Source organism: Streptomyces boninensis (assembly GCF_048572725.1).
GTDB lineage: Bacteria > Actinomycetota > Actinomycetes > Streptomycetales > Streptomycetaceae > Streptomyces > Streptomyces boninensis.
Map to the genome: position 1 here is coordinate 482,658 of NZ_CP183837.1, position 25,378 is coordinate 508,035.

At 71.1% G+C, this 25,378-nt stretch carries 19 protein-coding genes; 11 read left to right on the forward strand and 8 right to left on the reverse strand.

Annotated features, from left to right (window positions below; translation table 11 throughout):
* The first annotated feature begins 26 nt into the window (after positions 1–26).
* The 7 genes from ACNNMR_RS02150 (at position 27) to ispG (ending at position 9,033) form a co-directional block, all read left to right on the forward strand.
* Positions 27–1,097: a Gfo/Idh/MocA family oxidoreductase gene (locus ACNNMR_RS02150; protein ID WP_419992751.1), complete on the forward strand. Its 1,071-nt coding sequence runs from the start codon at positions 27–29 to the stop codon at positions 1,095–1,097.
* Positions 1,087–2,061, forward strand: a complete 975-nt coding sequence (locus ACNNMR_RS02155; RefSeq protein ID WP_419992752.1) for a sugar phosphate isomerase/epimerase family protein — start codon at positions 1,087–1,089, stop codon at positions 2,059–2,061. Before ACNNMR_RS02150 ends, ACNNMR_RS02155 begins: the two co-directional genes overlap by 11 nt.
* Entirely contained in the window at positions 2,042–3,370 is a 1,329-nt protein-coding gene (locus tag ACNNMR_RS02160) for a M20/M25/M40 family metallo-hydrolase (RefSeq protein ID WP_419992753.1), read from the forward strand. The genes ACNNMR_RS02155 and ACNNMR_RS02160 overlap by 20 nt, the downstream gene beginning before the upstream one ends.
* Positions 3,371–3,382: 12 nt before the next feature.
* On the forward strand, positions 3,383–4,498 hold the full coding sequence (locus ACNNMR_RS02165; protein ID WP_419992754.1) for an Ldh family oxidoreductase: 1,116 nt from the start codon (positions 3,383–3,385) through the stop codon (positions 4,496–4,498).
* Positions 4,495–5,430: a Gfo/Idh/MocA family protein gene (locus tag ACNNMR_RS02170; protein WP_419992755.1), complete on the forward strand. Its 936-nt coding sequence runs from the start codon at positions 4,495–4,497 to the stop codon at positions 5,428–5,430. Before ACNNMR_RS02165 ends, ACNNMR_RS02170 begins: the two co-directional genes overlap by 4 nt.
* A 52-nt stretch (positions 5,431–5,482) precedes the next feature.
* Complete coding sequence (gene dxs, locus ACNNMR_RS02175; protein ID WP_419992756.1) at positions 5,483–7,819, forward strand: 1-deoxy-D-xylulose-5-phosphate synthase; 2,337 nt, start codon at positions 5,483–5,485, stop codon at positions 7,817–7,819.
* A gap of 62 nt (positions 7,820–7,881) precedes the next feature.
* Positions 7,882–9,033: a flavodoxin-dependent (E)-4-hydroxy-3-methylbut-2-enyl-diphosphate synthase gene (gene ispG, locus ACNNMR_RS02180; protein WP_419992757.1), complete on the forward strand. Its 1,152-nt coding sequence runs from the start codon at positions 7,882–7,884 to the stop codon at positions 9,031–9,033.
* Between the two features lie 179 nt (positions 9,034–9,212).
* On the opposite strand, the gene ACNNMR_RS02185 is transcribed toward ispG, so the two are convergent.
* Together ACNNMR_RS02185 and ACNNMR_RS02190 are read right to left on the reverse strand one after the other, a co-directional pair.
* A complete protein-coding gene (locus ACNNMR_RS02185; protein WP_419992758.1) occupies positions 9,213–10,820 on the reverse strand; it encodes an AMP-binding protein in 1,608 nt (535 codons plus the stop codon).
* The gene (locus ACNNMR_RS02190) at positions 10,820–13,096 is read right to left on the reverse strand and encodes an ATP-binding protein (protein ID WP_419992759.1); all 2,277 of its coding nucleotides are present in this window, start codon (positions 13,094–13,096) and stop codon (positions 10,820–10,822) included. Before ACNNMR_RS02190 ends, ACNNMR_RS02185 begins: the two co-directional genes overlap by 1 nt.
* Before the next feature lie 131 nt (positions 13,097–13,227).
* Between ACNNMR_RS02190 and ACNNMR_RS02195 the strand changes: the two genes are divergently transcribed.
* The 4 genes from ACNNMR_RS02195 to dxr are packed head-to-tail and all read left to right on the forward strand — an operon-like array spanning position 13,228 to position 17,743.
* Entirely contained in the window at positions 13,228–15,102 is a 1,875-nt protein-coding gene (locus ACNNMR_RS02195; protein ID WP_419992760.1) for a 2-oxoacid:acceptor oxidoreductase subunit alpha, read from the forward strand.
* Positions 15,092–16,174: a 2-oxoacid:ferredoxin oxidoreductase subunit beta gene (locus tag ACNNMR_RS02200; RefSeq protein ID WP_419992761.1), complete on the forward strand. Its 1,083-nt coding sequence runs from the start codon at positions 15,092–15,094 to the stop codon at positions 16,172–16,174. Before ACNNMR_RS02195 ends, ACNNMR_RS02200 begins: the two co-directional genes overlap by 11 nt.
* Positions 16,171–16,488: a ferredoxin gene (gene fdxA, locus ACNNMR_RS02205; protein ID WP_419992762.1), complete on the forward strand. Its 318-nt coding sequence runs from the start codon at positions 16,171–16,173 to the stop codon at positions 16,486–16,488. The genes ACNNMR_RS02200 and fdxA overlap by 4 nt, the downstream gene beginning before the upstream one ends.
* A gap of 1 nt (position 16,489) precedes the next feature.
* Complete coding sequence (gene dxr / locus ACNNMR_RS02210; RefSeq protein ID WP_419992763.1) at positions 16,490–17,743, forward strand: 1-deoxy-D-xylulose-5-phosphate reductoisomerase; 1,254 nt, start codon at positions 16,490–16,492, stop codon at positions 17,741–17,743.
* A gap of 6 nt (positions 17,744–17,749) precedes the next feature.
* On the opposite strand, the gene ACNNMR_RS02215 is transcribed toward dxr, so the two are convergent.
* From ACNNMR_RS02215 to ACNNMR_RS02240, 6 genes are all read right to left on the reverse strand, one after another.
* A complete protein-coding gene (locus ACNNMR_RS02215) occupies positions 17,750–18,037 on the reverse strand; it encodes an acyl carrier protein (RefSeq protein WP_419992764.1) in 288 nt (95 codons plus the stop codon).
* Between the two features lie 111 nt (positions 18,038–18,148).
* Complete coding sequence (locus tag ACNNMR_RS02220) at positions 18,149–18,502, reverse strand: DUF3099 domain-containing protein (protein ID WP_419992765.1); 354 nt, start codon at positions 18,500–18,502, stop codon at positions 18,149–18,151.
* Between the two features lie 25 nt (positions 18,503–18,527).
* Positions 18,528–19,991, reverse strand: a complete 1,464-nt coding sequence (gene ahcY, locus ACNNMR_RS02225; RefSeq protein ID WP_419992766.1) for an adenosylhomocysteinase — start codon at positions 19,989–19,991, stop codon at positions 18,528–18,530.
* Entirely contained in the window at positions 19,991–20,890 is a 900-nt protein-coding gene (gene metF, locus ACNNMR_RS02230) for a methylenetetrahydrofolate reductase [NAD(P)H] (protein WP_419992767.1), read from the reverse strand. Before metF ends, ahcY begins: the two co-directional genes overlap by 1 nt.
* A complete protein-coding gene (gene metH, locus ACNNMR_RS02235) occupies positions 20,887–24,384 on the reverse strand; it encodes a methionine synthase (protein WP_419992768.1) in 3,498 nt (1,165 codons plus the stop codon). The genes metF and metH overlap by 4 nt, the downstream gene beginning before the upstream one ends.
* Positions 24,381–25,364 carry a carbohydrate kinase family protein gene (locus tag ACNNMR_RS02240; RefSeq protein ID WP_419992769.1) on the reverse strand — a complete coding sequence of 328 codons (984 nt, stop codon included), beginning with the start codon at positions 25,362–25,364 and terminating at the stop codon, positions 24,381–24,383. Before ACNNMR_RS02240 ends, metH begins: the two co-directional genes overlap by 4 nt.
* Positions 25,365–25,378: the final 14 nt, after the last annotated feature.

Consider the following 25,378-nt stretch of genomic DNA (forward strand, 5'->3'; position numbering starts at 1 on the left):
GACCGCCCTTACGAAGTGAGCTTCCCATGCCCAGGACACTGATCGTCGGATTCGGCCGAGCCGGCCACGGACTCCACTGGAGCGTTCTGCGCCGCCTGCGCGGCATGGAGCGCGTCGCCCACCTCTTCTCCCAACTGCCACCCGTCGTCTACGACTCCGACCCGATCGCCAAGCACCTGACCGACCCGAGTGTGTACGCGGTGCCGACGCTGACCCGAGCCCGGGATCTGCTCGACCCCGAGGACACCATCGTCCACCTGTGTACGCCGCCCACCAACCGGCTGCAGCCGCTCAAGGAGCTGGCGGACCTCGGCTTCACCAAGATCCTCGTGGAGAAGCCGCTGGTCGCCACCGTCGACGAGCTGCCCGCCATCGACGCGCTGCGGCGCGAGCGCGGACTGGAGCTGATGGTGGTGGCGCACTGGCTGGAGAGCGCGCTCACCCGGCGGCTGCGGGCACTGGTCGCCTCCGGTGACCTCGGCGAGCTGAAGACCGTGTTCATTGCGCAGCGCAAGCCGCGCATCGCGCGGACGCTGAGCACCATAGGCCATCCCACGACGTTCGACGTGGAGCTGCCGCACTCGGTGGGCGTGGTGCTGTCCCTGGCCGGGGATGCCGCCACCGCCGGCGCCGAACTCCACGACATGCAGGTCAAGGGTGCCGTGGTGCCCGAGATGGGCGCGGCCCGGCTGCTGCTCGACCACTACGGCGGCGTCCGTACTGAGATCTTCTCCGACCTCGCCGCGCCGGTGCGCGAGCGGGTCATACAGCTCGGCTTCAGCGATGGCTGGGCCGTCGGCCACTACCCCATCAGCGAAGCGGACGACTACGCCCACCTGGACACCTCGGTGGAGGGCCTCATCCCGCACTCGGTGTTCCGCGACGACTCGCTCGCCCGGTTCCTGGTGCACGCCTACGAGCAGTTCACGAACGGCGCCGATCTGGACGCCGACTTCCGGCTCAACACCCGGGTCACCGGAATCCTCGCGGAGGCCAAGCGGTTCGCACGCGGCGCCCGCGCCGCGGCCGCGGAGCACGCCTTCGCGACCGGCGTCGGAGAGGAGAGCCGCCCGGAGGTGCTCCCTCATGCCTCGTAAGAGCCGTCCCGGCACCCTGGGCGAACCGGCCGCCGGGCACAGCCCGCGCGGCGAGGCCGCCCCCGGCATCCTCTATGCCGGCATCGGGGACGAGGCCGGGCGGACCCTGGAGCAGCAGACCGCGGCCATCCGCGGCCTGGGCTGGCAGCTCATCGAGTTGCGCAGCGTGGGCGGCGTCGCGATCGCCGACCTGGACGACCGGGCATTCGCCGACTGCGTGGCCACGCTGGCCGATACGGGTCTGACGACCGCCTGCGTCGACTCGCGGATCGCGGACTGGTCGCGGCCCATCGATCAGGGCATCGAGCAGGACCTGTGGGAGCTGGACCGCCTCGGCCCCCGCTGTGCCGCGCTGGGCACCCGTTACGTACGCGTCATGTCCTATCCCAACAGCGGCTGGGACGAGTCCCGCTGGGGCATCGAGGTCATCCGGCGGATGCGGCTGCTCGCGGCCCGCGCCGCCGAGCACGGCCTGGTGCTGCTGCACGAGAACTGTGCGGGCTGGGCCGGCCGCAGCGCCGATCGCATGCTGCGGCTGCTCGACGCGGTGGACAGCCCGGCGCTGGCGCTGCTCTTCGACACCGGCAATGGCGCCGCGTACCACTATCAGGCCTTCGACGTGCTGCGCCGGCTGCTCGCCGAGCGCCCCGAGGCGGTCGCCCACGTCCATGTCAAGGACGCCGTCGGCAGCGGGGAGCAGGCCCGCTACACGCTGCCCGGCAAGGGCGAGAGCCGGCTCGCCGACTGCCTGCGGCTGCTGCGCGAGAGCGGCTTCACCGGGATCTGGTCCATCGAGCCGCACCTGGCGCTGCGGCCGCACGAGTCCCGCACCGACCTGGGCGAGGACGGGCCGCGCCTGTTCGTCGAGTACGGCCGCGCCCTGGAACGCCTCGTCGCCACCGATGTCCTTACGTCCGCCGCCCACCTCACGGAAGGAGCAGGCCATGCCGAAGATCGGGACTGAATGCGTACCCGGTGCGCCGCTGATCGCCGCCGACGACGCGCTGCTGCTCAACCTGCTGGCGCTGCCCACCGCAGGCCCGCTGGAGGGCGAGCCGAGCGGCCAGGTGCGGCTGTGGGAGGCGCAGCGGGCGTATGCGCAGGCCGCTCGCGCGGTCGGCTTCGCCGTCGAGTGGCACGGCACCGCCGATCCCGGCGATGTCACCGACGACCAGGTGCCCGCCTCGGTACGGGCGGCGATGGCCCGCGATCCGGAGTTTTTGAAGGTGCAGCCCAGTCTGGTGCTGCGCCTCGGGCCGCAGCTGCCGCCCGAGTCGACGGTGATGTTCAACGTCCACATGGACACCGTCGCCGGGCGCCAGCCGGTGCGGCTGGAGGACGACCGGTTCTTCGGCCGCGGCGCCATCGACGCCAAGGGGCCGGCCGTCGCCCTGCTGGCCGGCATCCGCTCCGCCGCCGCCGCGGACCCGCGCATCGGCAGCACGATCGGCGTGCTGATCCAGGTGGTCTCCGGTGAGGAGGGCGGCGCCATGGGCGTGTTCGGCACCCGCTCGCTGATCGAGAAGGGCTACACCGGCCGGATCAACATCTTCTGCGAGCCCACCCGCGGCCGGCTGCTGACCCGCTCCACCGCGTCCATGACGGCCCGTATCGCCGTGGACGGCGCGGACTCCATCGACGACGCGCCCGCGGCGGGACACAACGCGAGCGTGCTGCTCGGGCATCTCGCCGGGCATCTCGCCACGACCCTGCCGCAGTACGCCGGGAGCGGGCAGGTGTGCGTCGCCGGGCTCGAGACCGGGCCGCTGCACAACAAGGTGTACGGCACCGGGCAGCTGATGCTGAATCTGTCGTACGGCAGCGCCGCCGAGGGCATGGCCCTGGAGCGGGCGATGCACGACGAGCTCAAGGCCGGCCTCGCCCGCTTCCGCGCCACCTTCTCCGGCAACAAGCTGCTCGGGCTCACCGCCGCCGACGCGGCGCTGATCACCCGCCTGGACTGGCTGAAGCGCGGCCTGCCCACCCTCGACGCCCACGACGCATGGGCCGAGCACCTGCTCACGGGCACGGCCGGGCTGCCCTGCTGGCCCACCAACGAACCCGCCTTCACCTGCGACGCCATCTGGGCCGGCGACCTGCCCGGCGGCTTCACCGCCGTGCTCGGCCCCGGCGACCTGCGGCGCAACAACGCGCACGCCGAGGACGAATTCGCCGACCGTGCCGAGCTCGAGTCCTTCGCCGGGGCGGTGACCCGCGTACTGACCGCCTTTGCCGCCGCTGAACCGCCCTCGGCCGCCGCCGAAGACATCTGATTGAGGAAAGCGATGACTACTGCCACCACCACCGCACCCGCCGTAGGCACCGTGCGGCTCGACTACCACGACCTGCTCGGCTTCACCGCCGAGGTCTTCACCAAACGCGGGCTCGCCCCCGACCGGGCCGAGGCCGCGGCGCGGGCCCTCGTCCACGGCGACCTGACCGGCATCACCTCGCACGGTCTGGCCAACCTGACCCGCCTGTACCTGCCGCTGTTCGACGAGCGGCGCGCCGACCCGGACGCCGATCTCGAGATCGTCGCCGACCGGGGTGCGGCCGTGCTGGTCGACTCCCACAACGCGCTCGGCCTGTGGTCCGCCCGCGCCTCCATGGATCTTGCGCTGGAGCGCGCCGAGACCTACGGCGTCGGCCTGGTGTCGCTGTACAACGGCACCCACTTCGGGGTCGCCGGGCACTTCACCGGGCACGCCGCCGCCCAGGGCGCCATCGGCTTCATCGCGAGCAACTGCGGCGGCCAGCGCATCATCCGGCCGCCGGGCGCGGTGGATCCGCTGCTGGGCACCAACCCGTTCTCCGTCGCGGTGCCGGTCGGCGACTATCCGCCGTACGTCCTGGACATGTCCACCACGGTGGTGCCGACCGGCCGGATACGGGTCGCCGCCCGGGACGGCCGCACGATCCCCGAGGGGTGGCTGGCCGACGACGCCGGCAACCCGGTGACCGACCCGGCCGCGTTCGACCGGGGCGAGGCTCACCTGCAGTGGCTGGGCGGCCGGCCGGAGACCGGGTCGTTCAAGGGCTATGCGCTCAGCCTGATGGTGGAGACCCTTGCCGCCCTGCTGCCGGGCGCCGAGACCGGTCCCACCTCCGAGTCCGGGCGGGACGACAACATCGGCTTCTTCGCCCTGGCCATCGCCCCCGGCCGGCTGCGCGCCCACTCGGATTTCCTGATGCAGTCCGAGGAGCTGTTCGGCGCGCTGCTCAACGCCCGCGCCGTCGACCCGGACCGCCCCGTGCGCTATCCGGGCTGGCCGGAGGCGCAGCACGCCCGTGAGGCGCTGTCGCACGGAGTACCCCTGTCCGCGGCCCTGTTCGGCGAGCTCGAGCAGGTCGCCGCCGGCCTTCAGCTGTCCGTACCCACCCCCGTCGGAGGAAACCGATGAGTACCCGCAAGCCGATCAGGGTCGGCGTCATCGGCCTCGGTGTCATCTCCCGCTTCTATCTGCAGGCCCTCGCCACAGAGGTGAGAGACATCGAACTGGCCGCCGTCTGCGACGTCAACGAGGAGGTGCTCGCCCCGCTGCGAGGCCGCCTGCCGGTCTACCGCGACCACCGCGAAATGCTGGCCGACACGGACCTGGACGCGGTCGTCGTCAACGTACCCAACGATGTGCACTTCGAGGTCGTCCGCGACGCGCTCGCCGCCGGCGTCGCCGTCTGCGTCGAGAAGCCGCTCGGCATCACCGTGGAAGAGGGCCGCGAGCTGCGCGCTCTGGCCACCGCCCGTAACGTGCCCCTGTTCACCGCCTACCACCGCCGCTACAACGCCAACGTGCTGCGGCTGCTGGCCGAACTCCGCACGGAGGTCCCGCCGGTGCGGCTGACGGTGCGCTACTGGGAGCTGATCGAGGAGCACGTCGGCAAGGACCGCTGGTATCTCGACCCCGCCCGCTGCGGCGGCGGCGCGGTCGCCGACAACGGCCCCAACGCCATCGACCTGGTGCACCTCTTCCTGGGCGATGTCACCCTCACCGACGCCACGGTCGTACGGGACAACGCCGGCGTCGACCGGCAGGCGCGGATCACCCTGTCGACCGCGGACGGCACCGAGGCCGTGGTGGACCTGGACTGGGCGTACGACGAGGGCGAGCGCAAGGACATCGAAGTGGAGCTCGCCGACGGCCGCGTCATCGGCGCCGACATGCTGGCCGGCTACCCGGTCTTCAAGTCCTCCCTCGCCCACGAATACGCCGGTGTCCTCCGCGAGTTCGGCGAAGTGCTGCGCGGCGAGCGCCGGCACTGGCCGGACGGCCTGGCCACCCTCGAGCTGGTCGGCCAGGTGTACGCGTCCGAGCGCACCACCGCGGTCAGCTGAAGCCCCTTCCCTTCTCCCCCGCTTTCCTTTCTTTCCAAGGAGTAGAACAGTCATGGCGCACGCAGAGAACGGCCGCAAGAAGAGCATCGCCGGCACCGTCGTGAAGGTCCTCAAGCACAGCCGCGACGACCGCGGCATGGTCCTGGAGCCGCACACCAGCCGCGGCGTCCAGCAGGGCGAGATCCACGAGCTGGTGACCACCGACCAGGTGGACACCGCCCCGGGCGGCACCGTCGACCGGGTCGGCTTCCTCGGGTTCGTCGAGATCGCCGGCGGCGGTGTCCTCGACCGCGGCGACGAGGTGTGGATCGGCGGTGCCCGCATCGGCACCATCCTCGGCTGGGACGCATCCCACTTCCCGAACCACTACAACGTGCTGATCGCCTGTGATCCGCGGCGCACCGGGCCAGAGATCGGTCTGGAGCCGGGGGCCGAGATCCGTTTCATACCTGCCGCGGGCCACCGGGCGCGGGAGGAGGAGCTGGGCACGCTGCTGGCCGGCGTGCACACGCCGAAGGATCTGAGGCGGCTGAGCCACGGCCAGCTGGCGGAGTTGTCCCAGCAGATCCGCGACACCCTCGTGCGCAAGGTCTCCGCGACCGGCGGGCACCTGGGCCCGAACCTCGGCGTGGTCGAGCTGACGCTCGCCCTGCACCGGGTCTTCGACTCGCCGCGGGACCAGATCATCTGGGACACCGGCCACCAGAGTTACGTACACAAGCTGGTCACCGGCCGCGCGGACGAGTTCGACACGCTGCGCCAGGCCGGCGGTCTTTCCGGCTATCCGTCGCGGGCGGAGTCCGAGCACGACTGGGTGGAGAACTCGCACGCCTCCACCGCACTGAGCTACGCCGACGGGCTCGCCAAGGCCCACCAGCTGAACGGCGAGAGCGACCGCAGCGTGGTCGCGGTCATCGGCGACGGCGCGCTCACCGGCGGCATGTGCTGGGAGGCGATCAACAACATCGCGGCCGCGAAGGACCGGTCCGTCATCATCGTGGCGAACGACAACGGCCGCTCGTACGCCCCGACCATCGGCGGCCTCGCCGAGCAGCTGACCAAGCTGCGCACCTCGCACCGCTACGAGCGGTTCCTGGAGTGGGGCAAGCTCGTCGCCAGCACTCCGGTGGTGGGCGGACGGCTGTACGAGGGGCTGCACGGCGCCAAGCACGGCCTGAAGGACATGGTGGCGCCGCAGAACCTCTTCGACGGCCTGGGCCTGAAGTACATCGGCCCGGTCGACGGGCACGACACCGTCGCCCTGGAGCGCGCCCTGGAGCGCGCCCGGCACTACGGCGGTCCGGTCCTGGTGCACACCATCACCACCAAGGGCGCCGGCTACGAGCCCGCCGAGAGCCACGAACTCGACCGCTTCCACGCCACCGGCGCCTTCGACCCGCGCACCGGCCGCGGCAAGGCGGCGGCGAAGCCGGCGCGGACCTGGACCTCGGTGTTCAGCCAGGAGCTGGTCAAGGCCGGCGGCGAGCGGGAGGACCTGGTGGCCATCACCGCGGCCATGCTGGAGCCCACCGGGCTGCTGCCGTTCTCCGAGGCGTTCCCGGAGCGAACCTTCGACACGGGCATCGCCGAGCAGCACGCGGTCACGTCCGCGGCCGGGCTCGCCATGGGCGGCAAGCACCCCGTGGTGGCGATGTACGCGACGTTCCTCAACCGGGCGTTCGACCAGGCCCTGATGGATGTGGCGCTGCACAAGCTCCCGGTCACCTTCGTCCTGGACCGGGCCGGCGTCACCGGCGACGACGGGGCCAGCCACAACGGCATGTGGGACATGTCGATCCTGCAGATCGTGCCCGGCCTGCGGCTGGCCGCGCCGCGCGACGGCCGGCGGCTGGCCGAGCTGTTCGGGGAGGCCATCGCGGTCGACGACGGGCCGACCGCGGTGCGTTTCCCCAAGGGTCCTGTGCAGGCCGACATCGACGCCGTGGACACCGTCGGCGGCATCGACATCCTGCACCGCGGCGAGAGCGAGGACGTGCTGATCGTCGCGATCGGCGCGATGGCGCAGACTTCCCTGGACGCGGCGTCGCTGCTCGAGGCGGACAAGGTCGGCTGCACGGTCGTGGACCCGCGCTGGGTCAAGCCGCTCTCCCCGGCGCTCGCGCGGCTCGCCGCCCGGCACCGGCTGGTCGTCACGGTCGAGGACAACGGGCTGACCGGCGGCGTGGGTGCGCAGATCTCGCAGGAGCTGCGCGCGGCCGGGGTGGACACCCCGCAGCGTTCGTTCGGCATCGAGCAGCGCTTCCTCGACCACGGCAAGCGCGCTGACATCCTCCGGGCTCTCGGGCTGACGCCGGGTGATATCGCACTGCAGGTCACCGAGGTGCTCGGGCGGCAGTCCAGGCGTTTCAGGGCCACACAGGCGGCCTGACCTACCCTCGCGGCGCACACCGTCCGGCTGTTTGCCAAGGCGACAAAAGCAGGAGGAATTCTATGTCCGTCATGCTCGGCAACCCGTCCTTGCCGCCCAAACCGGTGGCGGCCCGCCGGCAGTCCCGTCAGATCATGGTCGGCGACGTGCCCGTCGGCGGCGATGCGCCCGTGTCCGTACAGTCGATGACCACCACGGTCACCTCCGACGTGGACGCCACGCTGCAGCAGATCGCCGAGCTCACCGCGGCGGGCTGCCAGATCGTACGGGTGGCGTGCCCGTCGCAGGACGATGCCGCGGCGCTGCCGCAGATCGCGAAGAAGTCGGCGATCCCCGTGATCGCGGACATTCACTTCCAGCCGAAGTACGTGTTCGCCGCCATCGACGCGGGCTGCGCCGCGGTCCGCGTCAACCCGGGCAACATCAAGAAGTTCGACGACCAGGTCAAGGAGATCGCCAAGGCGGCGTCCGCCGCGGGCACCCCCATCAGGATCGGCGTCAACGCCGGCTCCCTCGACAAGCGCCTGCTGGAGAAGTACGGCAAGGCGACGCCGGAGGCGCTGGTGGAATCGGCGCTGTGGGAGTGCTCGCTGTTCGAGGAGCACGGGTTCCGGGACATCAAGATCTCGGTCAAGCACAACGACCCGGTCGTGATGATCGAGGCGTACCGGCAGCTGGCCGCCCAGTGCGACTATCCGCTGCACCTCGGCGTCACCGAGGCGGGCCCGGCGTTCCAGGGCACCATCAAGTCGTCGGTGGCGTTCGGGGCGCTGCTCAGCGAGGGCATCGGCGACACCATCCGGGTGTCGCTGTCCACGCCGCCGGTGGAAGAGGTCAAGGTCGGCCTGCAGATCCTGGAGTCGCTGGGGCTCCGGGAGCGCGGCCTGGAGATCGTCTCCTGCCCCGGCTGCGGCCGGGCCCAGGTGGACGTGTGGAAGCTGGCGGACGAGGTCACCGCGGGCCTTGACGGTCTGGACGCCCCGCTGCGGGTGGCCGTCATGGGCTGCGTGGTCAACGGCCCCGGCGAGGCGCGGGAGGCGGACCTCGGCGTCGCCTCCGGCAACGGCAAGGGACAGATCTTCATCAAGGGCGAGCCGATCAGGACGGTGCCCGAGTCGAAGATCGTCGAGACGCTCATCGAGGAGGCACTGAAGATCGTGGAATCCATGCCGGAGGCGGACCGCGCCGGCGAGCCATCCGTAGCGGTGCTATGAGTCCAGACCAAGGCAGCGAATCGCCGCCGATACGAAGACAGCGCGCGCCACCATCGGCGCGCATCCCACTCCCGAAAACGACCGGCCGCCCCCTCTGAAGATCCCATGGAGGGGGCGGCCCCTTTTGGTGTTTCCCGGAAACTTCGAATTCAGGGTAGGCAGTGGCGCAATGCGTCCTGCTAAAGCGCTGACAGGCGGCTGCCGAGCAGGCGCCGCAGCTCGCCGCGCCGGACCGTGCCGGAATCGGTGCGCGGCAGGGCGCCCATCAGCTCGAGGCGGCCGGGCAGATGGGCGGGGGCGGTGCCGGCGTCGAGGAGATGGCCGCGCAGCTCGGTCAGGGTCGGTGGATCACCGCTGGGGACCACCACGACGCAGGCGAGTTCGCCGTGCTCGGGGTCGGTGCACGCGACCACGGCCGCCTCGGCGATCGCCGGGTGCTTCATCAGCTGCTCCTCGACCTCGGTGACGGGGACCAGGAACACCCCGCCGATCTCCTGCACCGGCGCCGCTGGTGCGGGCCGGCCGCCGGCGGCCAGGCCCGCGAAGTCGCCGGGGCCGGACGGGCCCTCGTACCGCCAGGTCGGCCGCAGGCCGCCGCTCTCCCGCCGCCAGACGGCGAGCGGCGAAGCCGGGCCGCGCACCCGCGGACGGCCGTCCCCGCCGGGCTCGTTCCCCTCCCCCGTCGCCGGACCGGAGAGCGCGGTGAGCGGCACCCGCAGCGCTTCCTGGATCTCCCGTACGAGCCCGGTGGCCGCCCCCGCGGGGTCGGAGCTGATGGCCTGCCGGAGCGACGTAAGAGCGCGGGGCTGTTGCCGCTGTGCGGCCGCGAGCTCCGCCCACTGCGCCGGGGTGGCAAGCGCGGTGCGGGCCCCGGACGCCGCCATCACCTCGAGCGCCGCGTCCGCGTCCCATACGTCCTGCAGCACCGCCGCCGCGCCGCGGGCGAGCGGCGCAAGGAGGGTGTGCAGCAGCGAGGCCGGCGCGGGCAGCGGCAGCGCGCTGTAGCCCGCGCCGTCGGCGGCCCTGTCGACGCCGGCGTGGAGCGTGTTGAGCGAGTGCAGCGCCATGTGGTGCGAGCCGTGCAGCCCGAGGGTGGTCAGGATCACGGTGATGCGGTCGGCGATGTCGGCCTGCAGGGGCAGCCGGCCGGCGGTGTGGTGGTGGCGCTCGTGCGGGGTGCGGACGAAGTGCCGTACGAAGCTGACCGCGCCGGTGGCCGCCGCGTCGCCGAGCACCACGCGGTGGCGCAGCCAGGGCAGCGCGGGCGCGAGATCGGCGACGATCTCCGCCGGCGCGATCCCCTCCCAGCGGTCGGGTACGACGCATACCCGCGGCTGCGCGGCTTCGAGTGCGGCCTTGAGGTCGCGGGCCCCGTACCCGGTCATCACGGGTACGGCGACGGCGCCGGTGCGCAGGCAGGCGAGCAGCAGCGCGCAGGTCTCCCAGCGGTCCGGCAGCTGAAAGGCGACGGGGTCGCCGGGGCCGATGCCGAGCGCGTCGAGGGCGTAGGCGAACCGTTCGGTGTAGGAGGCCAGCTGACCGTACGAGACGCGGACGATGCGGGCGGGAGCCGGCTGGTGGGCGCGGTGCGCGACGACCGCGGCGCGGTGCGGGTGAATGGCCGCGCCCCGGTACACGTCGTGCAGCACGGTCTGGGCCCGCCAGCTCCCGTCGGCGTAGAAGTCGCGGGCGCGATCGGCGGGCGGGTGGACGGCGGCCAGCAGGTCGGCGAACGGGACGCCGCCGTCGACCACCGGGGAGCTGCCGCCCTCCTTGGCCCGCGGCATCAGTGCCTCCTGCCGACGGCCCAGGCCACCTGGACCCGGGAGCTGCAGTCGAGCCTGCGCATCACGTTGCGGACGTGGTTGACCACCGTCCACTCGGCGATCTTCAGGCGCTGGGCGATCTGCCGGTTGGTCATGCCCTCGGCGACGAGCAGGGCGACCTGCAGCTGCCGCGGAGTGAGCGCCGCGGCCTCACTGCGCTCCGCGCTGCGGCCTCGGTCGACCGCTCCGAGCGCCTCGGCGGCCATCGACTCGGGCGGCAGCCGCAGCCCTTCGACCCAGGCGGTGGCGAATACGGTCCAGCCGAGCTGCCGGCGCAGTTCGGCGACGGCGGCCTCGACCCGGTCCCCGCGCTCGCCGGTGACCTTGGCGCCGGTACGGCGGCGCAGCGCCTCCGCGGCGGCGAACAGCCGGGCCGCGCGCTGCGGTTGGCCTGCCCTGCCCTGAATGAACAGAGCGAACGCGTCCAGCGCGTCGGGCAGTTCGGTGCGCTCGCCGATGGAGTCGTACAGCGTGAGGCACTCGCGCAGCGCGGCCTGGGTGGCGGCCTCGTCGCCCGCGTGCTGGGCGAGCCGGGCCCGGAGGGCGAGGGTACGGGCGAGATCGCGGATCTCGCCGTTCTGCCGCTGGATCCGCTCGGCGCGCGTCACCAAGGTGTCCGCCTCCTCCGTCTGCCCCCCGGCCAGCAGGACTTCGGCGAGGGCCGCGGCGGTCTCGGCGGACCCGGCGGTATCGCCCTGCGCGTCGAGGGTGCCGCGGGCCGCGGCCAGCAGCGACTGGCCGACGGCCCGGTCCCCGCAGTGGAAGAGGGCCAGCCCCATCCGGGCCGAGGCGAGCGCGCCGTGCCGGGCGTCGCGCAGCCGCTTGAACTGGGCGACGGCACGCCGGTAGCGGTGCGCGGCCCCGTCGTGGTCACCGAGCGCGGCCGCGAACGCGCCGGCGGCCATGTACAGCAGGCCCCGCGCGCGCAGCGACTCCTCGTTCGCCTCACCGTCGTCCAGCTGCAGTTCCTGACCGGTGCCATCGGCCCAGCGCAAGCCCTCGCGCAGTTCGCCGCGCACCAGCCAGGGCCGTAGGCAGGCGGTGAGCAGGGCGGCCCGGCCGAGGGGATCGGCCGCGTCCTTCAACTGCCGTAGCGCGGCGGCGGTATTGCCGTGTTCGTCCGCGGCCACCCGCAGCCAGCGCTGCTGCTCGGCGCCGTGAAAACGCCCTTCCAGGGTGCGCAGCAGCTTTTGATAGTGCTGGGCGTGGGCCTGCCGGGCGGCGGCGGCATCCTGCTCCCCGGCCTCCGCCAGCAAGGCGAGGCCGTAGGCGCGGATCGTACGGGACATGGTCAGCCTCGCCTCGCCGCGCGGGCGCTCCGCCAGGCTGATCAGATTCCGGTCGAGGAGAACTTCGAAGGCCGCGGCGGTCTCGCCCGCTTCGAGGCCGGAGAGCTTCTCGGCCGACTCCAGGGTGGCACCGTCCTCGAAGAGCGCGAGCCGGGCGAGCACGGCGCGCGGCCCGGCGCCCAGCCCGTGGCAGCTCCACTCGGCGATGGCGCAGGTGGAGCGCTGCCGGGGCGGCATGTCGACCGGCCCCGCCAGGTGGCTGTCGCCGCCGCGGTGCAGCCAGGCGAGCACCTCGCGCAGCGGGAAGAGGCGCAGCCGCCGGGCAGCGAGTTCGATGACGAGCGGCACGCCCTCGAGCAGATTGCACACGCCCACCACGTCCTCGACGTTCTCGGCGGTGAGCGAGAACTCGGGATTCACCTCGTGGGCGCGGCGGGTGAACAGCTCGACCGCGGGGTTGTCCTGGACATCGGCGATATCGGGTTCGAGCAGCGGGCCGGGCGGCGGCAGCGGCGCGACGGGGATGACCCGTTCGCCGTAGATCCCGAGCGCCTCCTGGCCGGTTGCCAGGACGGTGAGCGCGGGATGGGCGTTGAGCCGGCCGGCGACCTCGGCGGCGAGCTCGGCGGCCAGGTGCTCGATGCCGTCGAGGACGAGCAGCGTACGGCCGTCCGTGATGTCGCCGTCCGTAGCCGAACGCACGCCCTCTACCGCCGCCTCGGGGCCGGCGAAGGCGGGCACGTCGACGATGCGGACACCGCCCGGGAAGACCTCGGCGGCCGAGCGGGCGGCCTCTGCGGCCAGCCGGCTCTTGCCCACCCCGCCGGCGCCGGTGAGCGTGGTCACCCGGACCGCCGGGTCGCGCAGTCGGCCCTGCACCGCGATCAGGTCAAGTTCCCGGCCCACCATCTCTGCCACCGGATGGTGGACCCGCACGTCGGTCGGCATGCTGCCCGACGCTAGGGACGCCGGCTTAAGCAGTCCTGAAGGATCTGGCCGCTTTAGCCCTTCACAAGGCGGCCTGGGTCGAATGGCCGGGCGGGTGACGCGAAACCAGGAACCCCCGTCGAGAGGAGCCCGTGGTGGGCGTTGGGACCAAGACAGTCACACGCCTGGACCGGGTGATCATCCGGTTCGCGGGTGACTCCGGTGACGGCATGCAGCTGACGGGTGACCGCTTCACGTCGGAGACGGCGTCTTTCGGCAATGACTTGTCGACGCTGCCGAACTTCCCCGCCGAGATCCGGGCGCCCGCGGGCACCCTGCCGGGTGTCTCGTCCTTCCAGCTGCATTTCGCGGACCACGACATCCTCACGCCGGGCGATGCGCCGAACGTGCTGGTCGCGATGAACCCGGCGGCCCTGAAGGCGAATCTGCCGGATGTGCCGCGCGGCGCGGAGATCATCGTCAACACCGACGAGTTCACCAAGCGCGCGCTGTCCAAGGTCGGGTACGAGGCCTCCCCGCTGGAGGACGGCTCCCTGGACGGCTACAGCGTGCATCCGGTGCCGCTGGGGACGCTGACGGTCGAGGCGCTCAAGGAGTTCGGCCTTTCGCGTAAGGACGCGGACCGGTCGAAGAACATGTTCGCGCTGGGCCTGCTGTCCTGGATGTATCACCGGCCCACCGAGGGCACCGAGAACTTCCTGCGGACGAAGTTCGCGAAGAAGCCGGACATCGCCGAGGCGAACATCGCCGCCTACCGGGCCGGCTGGAACTTCGGCGAGACCACCGAGGACTTCGCCGTCTCGTACGAGATCGCGCCGGCCACGCACGCCTTCCCCGCCGGGACGTACCGGAATATCACGGGGAATCTCGCACTGGCCGGTGGGCTGATCGCGGCATCTCAGCAGGCGGACCTGCCGCTGTTTCTGGGCTCGTATCCGATCACGCCGGCGTCGGACATCCTGCACGAGCTGTCCAAGCACAAGAACTTCGGCGTCCGCACCTTCCAGGCGGAGGACGAGATCGCCGCCATAGGGGCGGCGCTGGGCGCGGCTTTCGGCGGCTCGCTCGGCGTGACCGCCACCTCAGGGCCGGGGGTTGCGCTGAAGTCCGAGACCATCGGCCTGGCCGTCTCGATGGAGCTGCCGCTGCTGGTGCTCGACATTCAGCGCGGCGGGCCTTCGACCGGGCTGCCGACCAAGACCGAGCAGGCGGACCTGCTGCAGGCGATGTTCGGCCGCAACGGCGAAGCCCCGGTCCCCATCATCGCGCCCTGCACCCCCTCGGATTGCTTTACCGCGGCGCTGGATGCGGCCCGGATCGCGCTGACATACCGCACGCCGGTGCTGCTGCTCTCCGACGGCTACCTGGCCAACGGCTCCGAGCCGTGGCGGGTCCCGGAGATAGGGGAACTACCTGATCTGCGCGTGCAGTTCGCCACCCAGCCGAACCACACCCTCGACGACGGCAGCAAGACCTTCTGGCCGTACAAGAGGGACCCCGAAACTCTCGCCCGGCCGTGGGCGATCCCTGGCACCCCGGGGCTGGAACACCGCATCGGCGGCATCGAGAAGGCCGACGGGTCGGGCAATATCTCGTACGCCCCGGGCAATCACGAACTCATGGTCCGCACCCGGCAGGCCAAGATCGACGGCATCGACGTCCCGGACATCGAGGTCGACGACCCGGACGGCGAGGCGAAGGTCCTGGTCCTGGGCTGGGGTTCCACGTACGGGCCGATCACCGCCGCCGTCCGCCGCGTCCGCGGCGCCGGGGAGAAGATCGCGCAGGCCCATCTGCGCAACCTCAACCCCTTCCCGGCCAACCTCGGCCAGGTCCTCAAGCGCTATGAGCACGTGCTGATACCGGAGATGAACCTCGGGCAGCTGGCGATGCTGATCCGGGCCAAGTACGTGGTCGATGCCCTGTCGTTCACGCAGGTCCGCGGACTGCCGTTCAAGGCCGGACAGCTCACCGACGCGATCCGGGAGGTACTCCATGCTCACTGAAGCCCTCACACTTGTGCCGAAGTCCAACGCCCCGCAGACGATGAAGGACTTCAAGACCGACCAGGAAGTCCGCTGGTGCCCCGGCTGTGGCGACTATGCCGTCCTCGCCGCCGTCCAGGGCTTCATGCCTTCGCTCGGTCTCGCGAAGGAGAACGTCGTCTTCGTCTCCGGCATCGGCTGCTCCTCCCGCTTCCCGTACTACATGAACACCTACGGGATGCACTCCATCCACGGCCGCGCCCCGGCCATCGCCACCGGCCTCGCCGCCTCCCGCCGCGACCTCTCCGTCTGGGTCGTCACCGGCGACGGCGACGCGCTGTCCATCGGCGGCAACCACCTGATCCACGCGCTGCGCCGCAATGTGAACCTGAAGATCCTGCTCTTCAACAACCGGATCTACGGGCTCACCAAGGGCCAGTACTCCCCCACCTCCGAGGTCGGCAAGATCACAAAGTCGACGCCGATGGGCTCCCTCGACGCCCCCTTCAACCCGGTCTCCCTCGCCATCGGCGCCGAGGCCTCCTTCGTGGCCCGTACGGTCGACTCCGACCGCAAGCACCTGACCGAGGTGCTGCGCCAGGCCGCCGCCCACCCGGGCACGGCGCTGGTGGAGATCTACCAGAACTGCAACATCTTCAACGACGGCGCCTTCGAAGTCCTCAAGGACAAGCAGCAGGCCGAGGAAGCCGTGATCCGCCTGGAACACGGCGAGCAGATCCGCTTCGGCACCGACGGCGCCAAGGGCGTCGTCCGCGACACCACCACCGGCGACCTGAAGATCGTCGACGTCACCGAGGACAACCAGTCCCAGATCCTCGTCCACGACGCCCACTCGCCGTCCCCCACCACCGCCTTCGCCCTGTCCCGCCTGGCCGACCCCGACACCCTGCACCACACCCCCATCGGCGTCCTGCGCTCGGTCGACCGCCCCGTCTACGACACCGACATGGCCGACCAGCTCGAAGCCGCCGTCGAACAAAAGGGCAAGGGCGACCTCGCCGCGCTCCTCGCCGGCGGCGACACCTGGACCGTCCATCCGCACGAACCCGCATCGAGGAGGAGCCGTCCGTGACCTACATCATCACGCAGCCCTGCATCGACCTGAAGGACAAGGCCTGCATCGACGAGTGCCCGGTCGACTGCATCTACGAGGGTCCGCGGATGCTCTACATCCACCCGGACGAATGCGTCGACTGCGGCGCCTGCGAGCCGGTCTGCCCCGTCGAGGCGATCTTCTACGAGGACGATGTCCCGGACGAGTGGAGCGCGTACACCCCCGCGAACATCGAGATCTTCGAGTCGGTGGGCTCCCCCGGCGGAGCCGCGGCTCACGGCCCGCTGGAGAGCGACCACCCCGTGGTCGCCGGCAGCCCCGTCACCGCGTGAGATGACCGCCCCCACAACGGCCGTGGCCACCCCGGCCGCGCTCGCCGACCCGCGCCTGTCCACGCCCACCGACCGGCTGGGGCCGCGCGAGGTCGTGATCCTCGGTTCCACCGGTTCGATCGGCACCCAGGCCATCGATGTCATACGCCGCTCCCCCGGCCGGTTCCGCGTGCTGGGACTGGCCGCCGGCGCCGGCCGGCTCGACCTCCTGGCCGACCAGGCACGCGAACTCGACGTGCCCACCGTCGCCGTTGCCCGTACCGAGGCCGCACCGGTGCTGCGCCAGCTGCTCGCCGACCGGTACGGAGTCCGCCCGCTCCCCCGGATCCTCTCCGGCCCTGATGCCGCGACCGCCCTGGCGGGCACGCGCTGCGACGTCGTCCTGAACGGCATCACCGGCTCCATCGGCCTCGCGCCGACGCTGGCGGCCCTGGAGTCGGGCGCCATCCTCGCCCTGGCGAACAAGGAGTCCCTCGTCGCCGGCGGCCCGCTGGTACGGCAGGTGGCCCGGCCGGGGCAGATCGTGCCGGTGGACTCAGAGCACGCGGCGATCTATCAGTGTCTGAGCGGCGGCCGCGACGCCGAGGTGCGGCGGCTGATCCTGACCGCGAGCGGCGGCCCGTTCCGCGGCCGCAGCCGCGCCGACCTGGCCACGGTGACGCCCGAACAGGCCCTCGCGCACCCGACCTGGGACATGGGGCCGATGGTGACGGTGAACTCGGCGAGCCTGATGAACAAGGGCCTCGAGGTCATCGAGGCCCATCTGCTCTTCGGCATGCCCTTCGACCGGATCGATGTGGTCGTGCATCCGCAGTCGGTGGTGCACTCCATGGTGGAGTTCACCGACGGCTCCACCCTTGCCCAGGTCAGCCCGCCGGACATGCGCCTGCCCATCTCGCTCGGGCTCGGCTGGCCGGAGCGGGTGCCGGATGCGGCGCCCGCCTGCGATTGGACGCAGTCGGCGGCGTGGACGTTCTTCCCGCTGGACGAGGAGGCCTTCCCGGCGGTCGCACTGGCCCGGTTCGCCGGCGAGGCCGGCGGCGTGGCGCCGGCGGTGTTCAATGCCGCGAACGAGGAGTGCGTGGCGGCGTTCCTCGACGGCCGGCTGCCGTTCCCCGAGATCGTCGCCACCGTACGCAGAGTGGTCCAGGAGCAGGTGGCCGCCGTCGGCGGTGCCGAACTGACCCTGGACGACGTGCTGAACGCGGAGAAGCGGGCCCGGGTCCGGGCCCGCCAACTCACGCATTCCGGGTAGCGGGTCTCACTGCCCCCCTGCCTGGCCCGCGGCCAGGCGGGGGGCCAGGTAGGCGACGAGGTCGGAGATCGTCGGGTGGTCCCACACCAGGGTCACGTCGACGATCAGGTCGTGCTCCTCCTCCAGGTCACCGCACAGGCTGAGCGCCGCGACCGAGTCCATGCCGTACTCGGCCAGCGGGGTGTGGTGGTCGAGAGACTCCTCCCGCCGGTCCAGATAGAGCGCCAGGCGGGCGGTCAGCCAGTCGCGCAGGCCCGCGGCGTGTGCAGCCTGCCCGAAGGTGCGAGTCATCATGGCGAGTGCTCCTCGACGGATGGCCTGGCGGGCCTGCGAGCCCGCCAGGATGGAAAGGTCCCCTGCCAGGGTGCGTGGCGCCGCTAAAGCGGCGCTTGCGGCGGACGGCCGTCAAGCGGCCTTCCGGTCCGCGGGCAGGATCAGGCTCGGCTCCAGTGGAGCCCTGCCGGCCGGCTCCTCGCTCGCGCGGGCGACGGCCGGTCGTACGCCCCGGCCGCGCGGCCACCAAGCCTGCGCGGCCACGACGGCGACGAACGGGATCAGCACCCCACCGACGAGGGCACACACCGCGAGCACCGGCCAGCGCTCCCAGGTGCAGGCCATCACGACGACGCAGCTGGTGCGCACGGTCATGGCGGCGACGTACCGCCGCTGCCGCCGCTTCTGCTGCTCGGTCAGGCCGGTCCTGGCCCGCGTGATGGATGCCGTCCGGGGCCGTCGTGGTGCGGTGCGCGAGTCGGTCATGGCGCCTCAGTCGGGTAGTGGCGGGTCAATAGCGGTAGTGGTCGGGCTTGTACGGACCGTCGACGGGGACCCCGATGTACGCGGCCTGCTCGGGCCGCAGCGTCGTGAGGCTGACCCCGAGCGACGCGAGGTGGACCCGGGCCACCCGCTCGTCCAGGTGCTTGGGCAGCAGGTGGACGCCGGTGGTGTACTGCTCCGGCTTGGTGAACAGCTCGATCTGGGCGAGGGTCTGGTTGGCGAAGGAGTTGGACATCACGAAGGACGGATGGCCGGTGGCGTTGCCGAGGTTCAGCAGGCGGCCCTCGGAGAGCACGATGATCTTCTTGCCGTCCTCGAAGGTCCAGGTGTGCACCTGCGGCTTGAGCTCGTCTCTGACCGCGCCGGGCAGCTCCGCGAGGCCGGCCATGTCGATCTCGTTGTCGAAGTGGCCGATGTTCCCGACGATCGCCTGGTGCTTCATCCGCGCCATGTCAGAGGCCAGGATGACGTCCCGGTTGCCCGTCGCGGTGATGAAGATGTCGGCGGTCTCCACGACCTCGTCGAGCGTGGCGACCTGGTAGCCGTCCATCGCCGCCTGCAGCGCGCAGATCGGGTCGATCTCGGTGACGATGACCCGGGCGCCCTGGCCGCGCAGCGACTCCGCGCAGCCTTTGCCGACGTCGCCGTAGCCGCAGACGACCGCGGTCTTGCCGCCGATCAGCGTGTCCGTGGCGCGGTTGATGCCGTCGACGAGGGAGTGCCGGCAGCCGTACCTGTTGTCGAACTTCGACTTCGTCACCGCGTCGTTCACGTTGATCGCGGGGAACAGCAGCCGGCCGGCGTGGGCGAGCTCGTACAGCCGGTGCACGCCGGTGGTGGTCTCCTCGGTGACGCCGCGGATGTCCGCCGCCGCGTCGGTCCACTTGGTGGGCTGTTCGCGCAGCGTGCGGCCGAGCACGGCAAGGATCTGCCGGAACTCATCGCCGTCGTCCGCGCCGGGCTCAGGGACCTCCCCCGCCTTCTCGAACTCGACGCCCATGTGCAGCAGCAGGGTGGCGTCGCCACCGTCGTCGAGGAGCATGTTCGGCCCGCCGGAGGGCACCCCGGGCCAGGTGAGCGCCTGCTCGGTGCACCACCAGTACTCCTCCAGGCTCTCGCCCTTCCAGGCGAACACCGGGATACCCGCCGGCGCCTCGGCGGTGCCCTCGGGTCCGACCGCCACGGCCGCGGCGGCATGGTCCTGGGTGGAGAAGATGTTGCAGGACGCCCAGCGGACCTGGGCGCCGAGCGCGACCAGCGTCTCGATCAGCACCGCCGTCTGTACGGTCATGTGCAGCGAGCCGGTGATCCTGGCGCCCTTGAGGACCTGCTTGCCGGCGAACTTCTCGCGCAGCGCGATCAGGCCCGGCATCTCGTGCTCGGCAAGCGCGATCTCTTTGCGTCCGAAGTCGGCGAGGGACAGATCGACGACCTTGAAGTCGGTGGCGTCCGCCGGTGGTACAGCTGGCACTAAGAGCTCCCTGAGGTCTGGTACGTGAGGTGGTCGTGGTCCGCGAGGACCGTCTGGTGGATGTCGAGCGCCGCCGAAGAGCGGTTGAGGGTGATGTAGTGCAGGCCGGGGGCGCCCTCGTCGAGGAGCCGGCGGGCCATGGCGGTGGCGTAGTCGACACCGATGCGGTGACCCGCGGCCGGATCGTCGCGGACGGCGTCGAGGCGGCGGGCCAGGTCGGCGGGGAAGGCGGCGTCGGAGAGTTCGGCGAAGCGCCGGATCTGCCGCACGTCGGTGGCCGGCATGATCTCCGGGATGATCGGGGTGTCACAGCCGGCGGCCGCCACCCGGTCCCGTAGCCGCAGATAGTCCTCGGCATCGAAGAACATCTGCGTGATCGCGTAGTCGGCGCCCGCCTTGCACTTGGCGACGAAGTGCCGGATGTCGCTGTCCCAGTCCGGCGACCGGGGGTGCCGCTCGGGGAAGGCCGCGACGCCGATGGTGAAGTCGCCGAGGGTACGGACGAGTTGGACCAGCTCGTAGGCGTAGGTGAAGCCCTGGGGGTGGGGTGTCCACGTCCCCTTCGGGTCGCCCGGCGGGTCACCGCGTACGACGAGGACGTCGCGGATGCCGGCGTCGGCGTACTGCCCGATGATGTGCCGCAGCTCGTCCGCGGAGTGACCGACCGCGGTGAGGTGGGCGACCGGCCGCAGGGTCGTCTCGGCGGCGATCCGGCGGGTGACGGCGACCGTACGCTCACGCGAGGAGCCGCCGGCGCCGTACGTGACGGAGACGAAGTCCGGGCGCAGCGCTTCCACGCGCCGGATCGTGTCCCACAGGGTGCGCTCGCCCTTCGGCGTCTTGGGCGGGAAGAATTCGAAGGAGAAGGTGGGTCCACCGCCTTCGCGACGCAGGCTCATCCGCGTCCTCCCGCGTTGAAGTACTTCGCTTCCGGGTGGTGGATGACGATGGCGTCGGTGGACTGTTCCGGGTGGAGCTGGAACTCCTCGGACAGCTTGACGCCGATACGTTCCGGTTCCAGCAGGGCGGCGATCTTGGCGCGGTCCTCCAGGTCGGGGCAGGCGCCGTAGCCGAGGGAGAAGCGTGCGCCGCGGTATTTGAGGTCGAACATGCCCTGCATCTCGTCCGGGTCCTCGCCGGCATAGCCGAGTTCGGAGCGGACGCGGGCGTGCCAGTACTCGGCCAGGGCCTCGGCGAGCTGGACGGAGAGGCCGTGGAGTTCGAGGTAGTCGCGGTAGGAGTTCGACTCGAAGAGCTTCGCGGTCTCCTCGCCGACGCGCGAGCCGACGGTGACGACCTGCAGCCCGATCACGTCGGTCTCCCCCGACTCCTCGGGGCGGAAGAAGTCCGCCAGGCACAGTCGGCGGCCGCGTCGCTGACGGGGGAAGGTGAAGCGGGTGCGCTCGGTGCCGTCCTCGTGCAGCAGGATCAGGTCATCGCCCTTGGAGACACAGGGGAAGTAGCCGTACACGACGGCGGCCTCGAGGAGGTTGTCCGACTGCAGCCGGTCGAGCAGGCCGCGCAGCCGCGGCCGGCCCTCGGTCTCCACAAGCTCCTCGTACGTGGGGCCGCCCTTGCGGGCCTGCTTCAGCCCCCACTGGCCCTTGAACAGCGCGCCCTCGTCCAGCCAGGACGCGTAGTCCTTGAGCTGGATGCCCTTGGAGACCCGGGTGCCCCAGAACGGCGGGGTGGGGATCGGATTGTCGGTCGCGACGTCCGAGCGTACCTGGCCCTCGTCGACCGGGCGCTCGGCGACGGCGGTGTTCGCGGCCGCCTTGACCCGGCGCTGCTTGAGCTCGGGCAGCGTGGCGCCGGGGACGCCGCGTTTGACGGCGATCAGCGCGTCCATCAGCCGCAGGCCCTCGAAGGCATCGCGGGCGTAGCGGACCTCGCCCTCGTAGATCTCGTGCAGGTCCTGCTCGACGTAGGCGCGGGTCAGGGCGGCGCCGCCGAGGATGACCGGGAAGTCGGCGGCCAGCTTGCGCTGGTTGAGCTCCTCCAGGTTCTCCTTCATGATCACCGTGGACTTCACCAGCAGCCCGGACATGCCGATCACGTCGGCGGCGCACTCCTCGGCGGCGTCCAGGATGGCGGAGACCGGCTGCTTGATGCCGAGGTTGACGACGTTGTAGCCGTTGTTGGACAGGATGATGTCGACCAGGTTCTTGCCGATGTCATGCACGTCGCCGCGGACCGTGGCGAGCACGATGGTGCCCTTGCCCTCGGTGTCGGACTTCTCCATGTGCGGTTCGAGATGGGCCACGGCGGTCTTCATCACCTCGGCGGACTGCAGCACGAACGGCAGCTGCATCTGTCCCGAGCCGAAGAGCTCGCCGACGACCTTCATGCCCTCCAGGAGCGTGTCGTTGACGATGTCCAGCGCCTTGCGGGCCTGCAGCGCCTCGTCCAGGTCGGCTTCGAGGCCGTTCTTCTCGCCGTCGATGATCCGTTGCTGCAGCCGCTCATCGAGCGGCAGTGCGGCCAACTCCTCAGCCTTGCCAGCCTTGAGGGACTTGGCGGTGGCGCCCTCGAACAGCTCCATCAGCTTCTGCAGCGGGTCGTAACCCTCGCTGCGCCGGTCGTAGATCAGGTCGAGGGCGGCGGTGACCTGCTCCTCATCGAAACGGGCGATCGGCAGGATCTTCGAGGCGTGCACGATCGCCGAGTCCAGGCCAGCCTTGACGCACTCGTCCAGGAACACGGAGTTCAGCACGATGCGGGCGGCCGGGTTCAGGCCGAAGGAGATGTTCGACAGGCCGAGAGTGGTCTGCACGTCCGGGTGCCGCTTCTTCAGCTGCCGGATCGCCTCGATCGTCGCGATCCCGTCCTTACGGGACTCCTCCTGACCCGTGCAGATCGTAAAGGTCAGGCAGTCGATCAGGATGTCCGACTCGTTGATGCCCCAGTTCCCGGTCAGGTCCGCGATCAGCCGCTGCGCGATGGCGACCTTGTGCTCGACCGTACGGGCCTGCCCCTCCTCATCGATGGTCAAAGCGATCAGCGCAGCGCCGTGCTCCTGCGCCAGCTTGGTGACCTTCGCGAAACGGGACTCAGGACCGTCCCCGTCCTCGTAGTTGACCGAGTTGATCACCGCCCGGCCGCCGAGCTTCTCCAGCCCGGCCTGGATCACCGGCACCTCGGTCGAGTCCAGCACGATCGGCAGCGTGGAGGCGGTGGCGAAGCGCCCCGCCAGCTCATTCATGTCCGTGACGCCATCCCGGCCCACGTAGTCGACGCACAGATCCAGCATGTGCGCGCCCTCACGGATCTGATCCCGCGCCATCTCCACACAGTCGTCCCACCGGCCCTCCAGCATGGCCTCACGGAACTTCTTCGACCCGTTCGCGTTCGTCCGCTCCCCGATCGCCAGATACGACGTGTCCTGGCGGAAAGGCACCGTCTGATAGAGCGACGCCGCACCCGCCTCTGGCCGCGGCTCCCGCTCCACCGGAGTGAGGCCGTTCATCCGCTCCACGAGCTGCCGCATGTGCTCCGGCGTAGTACCGCAGCAACCGCCGACCAGCGACAGCCCGTAGTCCCGTACGAACTTCTCCAGATAGTCCGCCAACTCCGGGGCCGTCAGCGGGAAGTACGCGCCGTCGGAGGTCAGCACCGGCAGGCCCGCATTCGGCATACACACCAGCGGAGTCTGCGAGTGCCGCGCCAGATAGCGCAGGTGCTCGCTCATCTCGGCGGGCCCGGTGGAGCAGTTGAGCCCGATCAGGTCGATGCCCAGCGGTTCCAGCGCGGTCAGCGCCGCGCCGATCTCCGAGCCCAGCAGCATCGTGCCGGTGGTCTCGAAGGCAAGCGAGCAGAGCAGCGGCAGGTCGACGCCGAGGGCGTCCAATGCCCGCCGGGCGCCGAGCAGCCCGGCCTTGGTCTGCAGCAGGTCCTGCGTGGTCTCGACGAGCAGCGCGTCGGCGCCGCCCGCGATCAGGCCCTCGGCGTTCTGCTGATAGCCGTCACGCAGCGTGGCATACGGGGTGTGGCCCAGGGTCGGCAGCTTGGTGCCGGGGCCCATGGAGCCCAGCACCCAGCGCAGCCGGCCGTCCTTCGCGGTGAAGGAATCCGCCGCCTCGCGGGCGATGCGGGCGCCGTACTCGGACAGCTCGTGGATGAGGTCGGTGATGTCGTACTCGCCCAATGCCGAGTGGTTGGCGCCGAAGGTGTTGGTCTCGACGCAGTCCACGCCCGCGGCGAAATACTCCTCGTGCACCGAGCGGACGATGTCCGGGCGGGTGGCGTTCAGGACTTCGTTGCACCCCTCCAGCTGCTGGAAGTCCTCCAGCGTGGGGTCGTGTTCCTGGAGCATCGTGCCCATCGCACCGTCCGCGACCACCACCCTGGAGGCGAGCGCTTGCCGCAGCGCGCCGGGGCGGTCCGTGGCCGTCACCGCAGGACCGCCAGGTGCGCGGAGAGTTCTTCGGCCGCGGCGACGCCGTAGGTGTCGCGGATCATCGCGGTGAGGCGGGCCGGCTGCAGCACGTAGGTCTGGGTGCCGACCGTCTCCAGCGCCGTGGTGGCCATGGCGGCGCCGAGTTGGGCGGCCCGCTCCTCGGGCAGGCCGCGGGAGAGGGCGGCGAGGAAGCCCGCCCGGAAGGCGTCGCCGGCGCCGGTCGGCTCCAGGGGTCCGGCGGCCGGCACCGACTTGACGTCGAGGCTGAGCCGGCAGGCCTGGCGCAGGTGCACGCTGTCGGCGCCGCGGGTGGTGACCCAGGTGCCGACCCGGCCGAGTATCTGCTGTTCGGTCCAGCCGGTGAGCTCCTGGATCAGCACGCTCTCGTATTCATTCGTGATCAGGTACCTGGGTCCGGCCAGCAGGGCGCGGGCGTCGTCCCGGGTCATGCGGGCGAGCTGCTGTGAGGGGTCGGCGATGAAGACGATGCCCGCCTCGGCGCACTGACGGGTGTGCCGGACCATTGCCGCCGGGTCGTCGGGCGAGATCATCACCAGGTCCAGGCCCCCGGCCCGGTCGCCGATGGCGGCGAGGTCGATGTGCCGGGCCTCGGCCATGGCGCCCGCGTAGAACGAGCCGATCTGGTTGTGTGCGCGGTCGGTGGTGCACACGAAGCGGGCCGTTCGGCGGGTGGCGCTGATCCGTACCCCGGTCGTGTCCACGCCGTGCCGGTCCAGCCAGGACCGGTAGGGCTCGAAGTCGTGGCCGGCCGCGCCTACCAGGAGCGGGTTCAGGCCGAGGGTGCCCAGGCCGAAGCAGATGTTCGCCGCCACCCCGCCCCGGCGCACCTCCAGATCGTCGACGGCGAAGGAGAGTGACAGGGTCTCCAGCTTGGCGGCGATCAGTTGGTCGGTGAACCGGCCGTCGAACGTCATGAGATGGTCGGTGGCGATGGACCCGGTGATCGCGATCTTCATCTGCTGATCCTCGT

Excerpts from the sequence above, each read along its gene's own strand:
- ACNNMR_RS02200 (WP_419992761.1), top strand. The coding sequence starts at position 15,092 with ATGCTCACTGAAGCCCTCACACTTGTGCCGAAGTCCAACGCCCCGCAG.
- ACNNMR_RS02165 (WP_419992754.1), top strand. The coding sequence starts at position 3,383 with ATGACTACTGCCACCACCACCGCACCCGCCGTAGGCACCGTGCGGCTC.
- ACNNMR_RS02185 (WP_419992758.1), bottom strand. The coding sequence starts at position 10,820 with ATGCCGCGGGCCAAGGAGGGCGGCAGCTCCCCGGTGGTCGACGGCGGC.
- ACNNMR_RS02190 (WP_419992759.1), bottom strand. The coding sequence starts at position 13,096 with ATGCCGACCGACGTGCGGGTCCACCATCCGGTGGCAGAGATGGTGGGC.
- metF (WP_419992767.1), bottom strand. The coding sequence starts at position 20,890 with ATGAGCCTGCGTCGCGAAGGCGGTGGACCCACCTTCTCCTTCGAATTC.
- ACNNMR_RS02150 (WP_419992751.1), top strand. The coding sequence starts at position 27 with ATGCCCAGGACACTGATCGTCGGATTCGGCCGAGCCGGCCACGGACTC.
- ACNNMR_RS02220 (WP_419992765.1), bottom strand. The coding sequence starts at position 18,502 with ATGACCGACTCGCGCACCGCACCACGACGGCCCCGGACGGCATCCATC.
- ACNNMR_RS02155 (WP_419992752.1), top strand. The coding sequence starts at position 1,087 with ATGCCTCGTAAGAGCCGTCCCGGCACCCTGGGCGAACCGGCCGCCGGG.
- dxr (WP_419992763.1), top strand. The coding sequence starts at position 16,490 with ATGACCGCCCCCACAACGGCCGTGGCCACCCCGGCCGCGCTCGCCGAC.
- ACNNMR_RS02160 (WP_419992753.1), top strand. The coding sequence starts at position 2,042 with ATGCCGAAGATCGGGACTGAATGCGTACCCGGTGCGCCGCTGATCGCC.
- ispG (WP_419992757.1), top strand. The coding sequence starts at position 7,882 with ATGTCCGTCATGCTCGGCAACCCGTCCTTGCCGCCCAAACCGGTGGCG.
- ACNNMR_RS02240 (WP_419992769.1), bottom strand. The coding sequence starts at position 25,364 with ATGAAGATCGCGATCACCGGGTCCATCGCCACCGACCATCTCATGACG.
- dxs (WP_419992756.1), top strand. The coding sequence starts at position 5,483 with ATGGCGCACGCAGAGAACGGCCGCAAGAAGAGCATCGCCGGCACCGTC.
- ACNNMR_RS02170 (WP_419992755.1), top strand. The coding sequence starts at position 4,495 with ATGAGTACCCGCAAGCCGATCAGGGTCGGCGTCATCGGCCTCGGTGTC.
- ACNNMR_RS02215 (WP_419992764.1), bottom strand. The coding sequence starts at position 18,037 with ATGATGACTCGCACCTTCGGGCAGGCTGCACACGCCGCGGGCCTGCGC.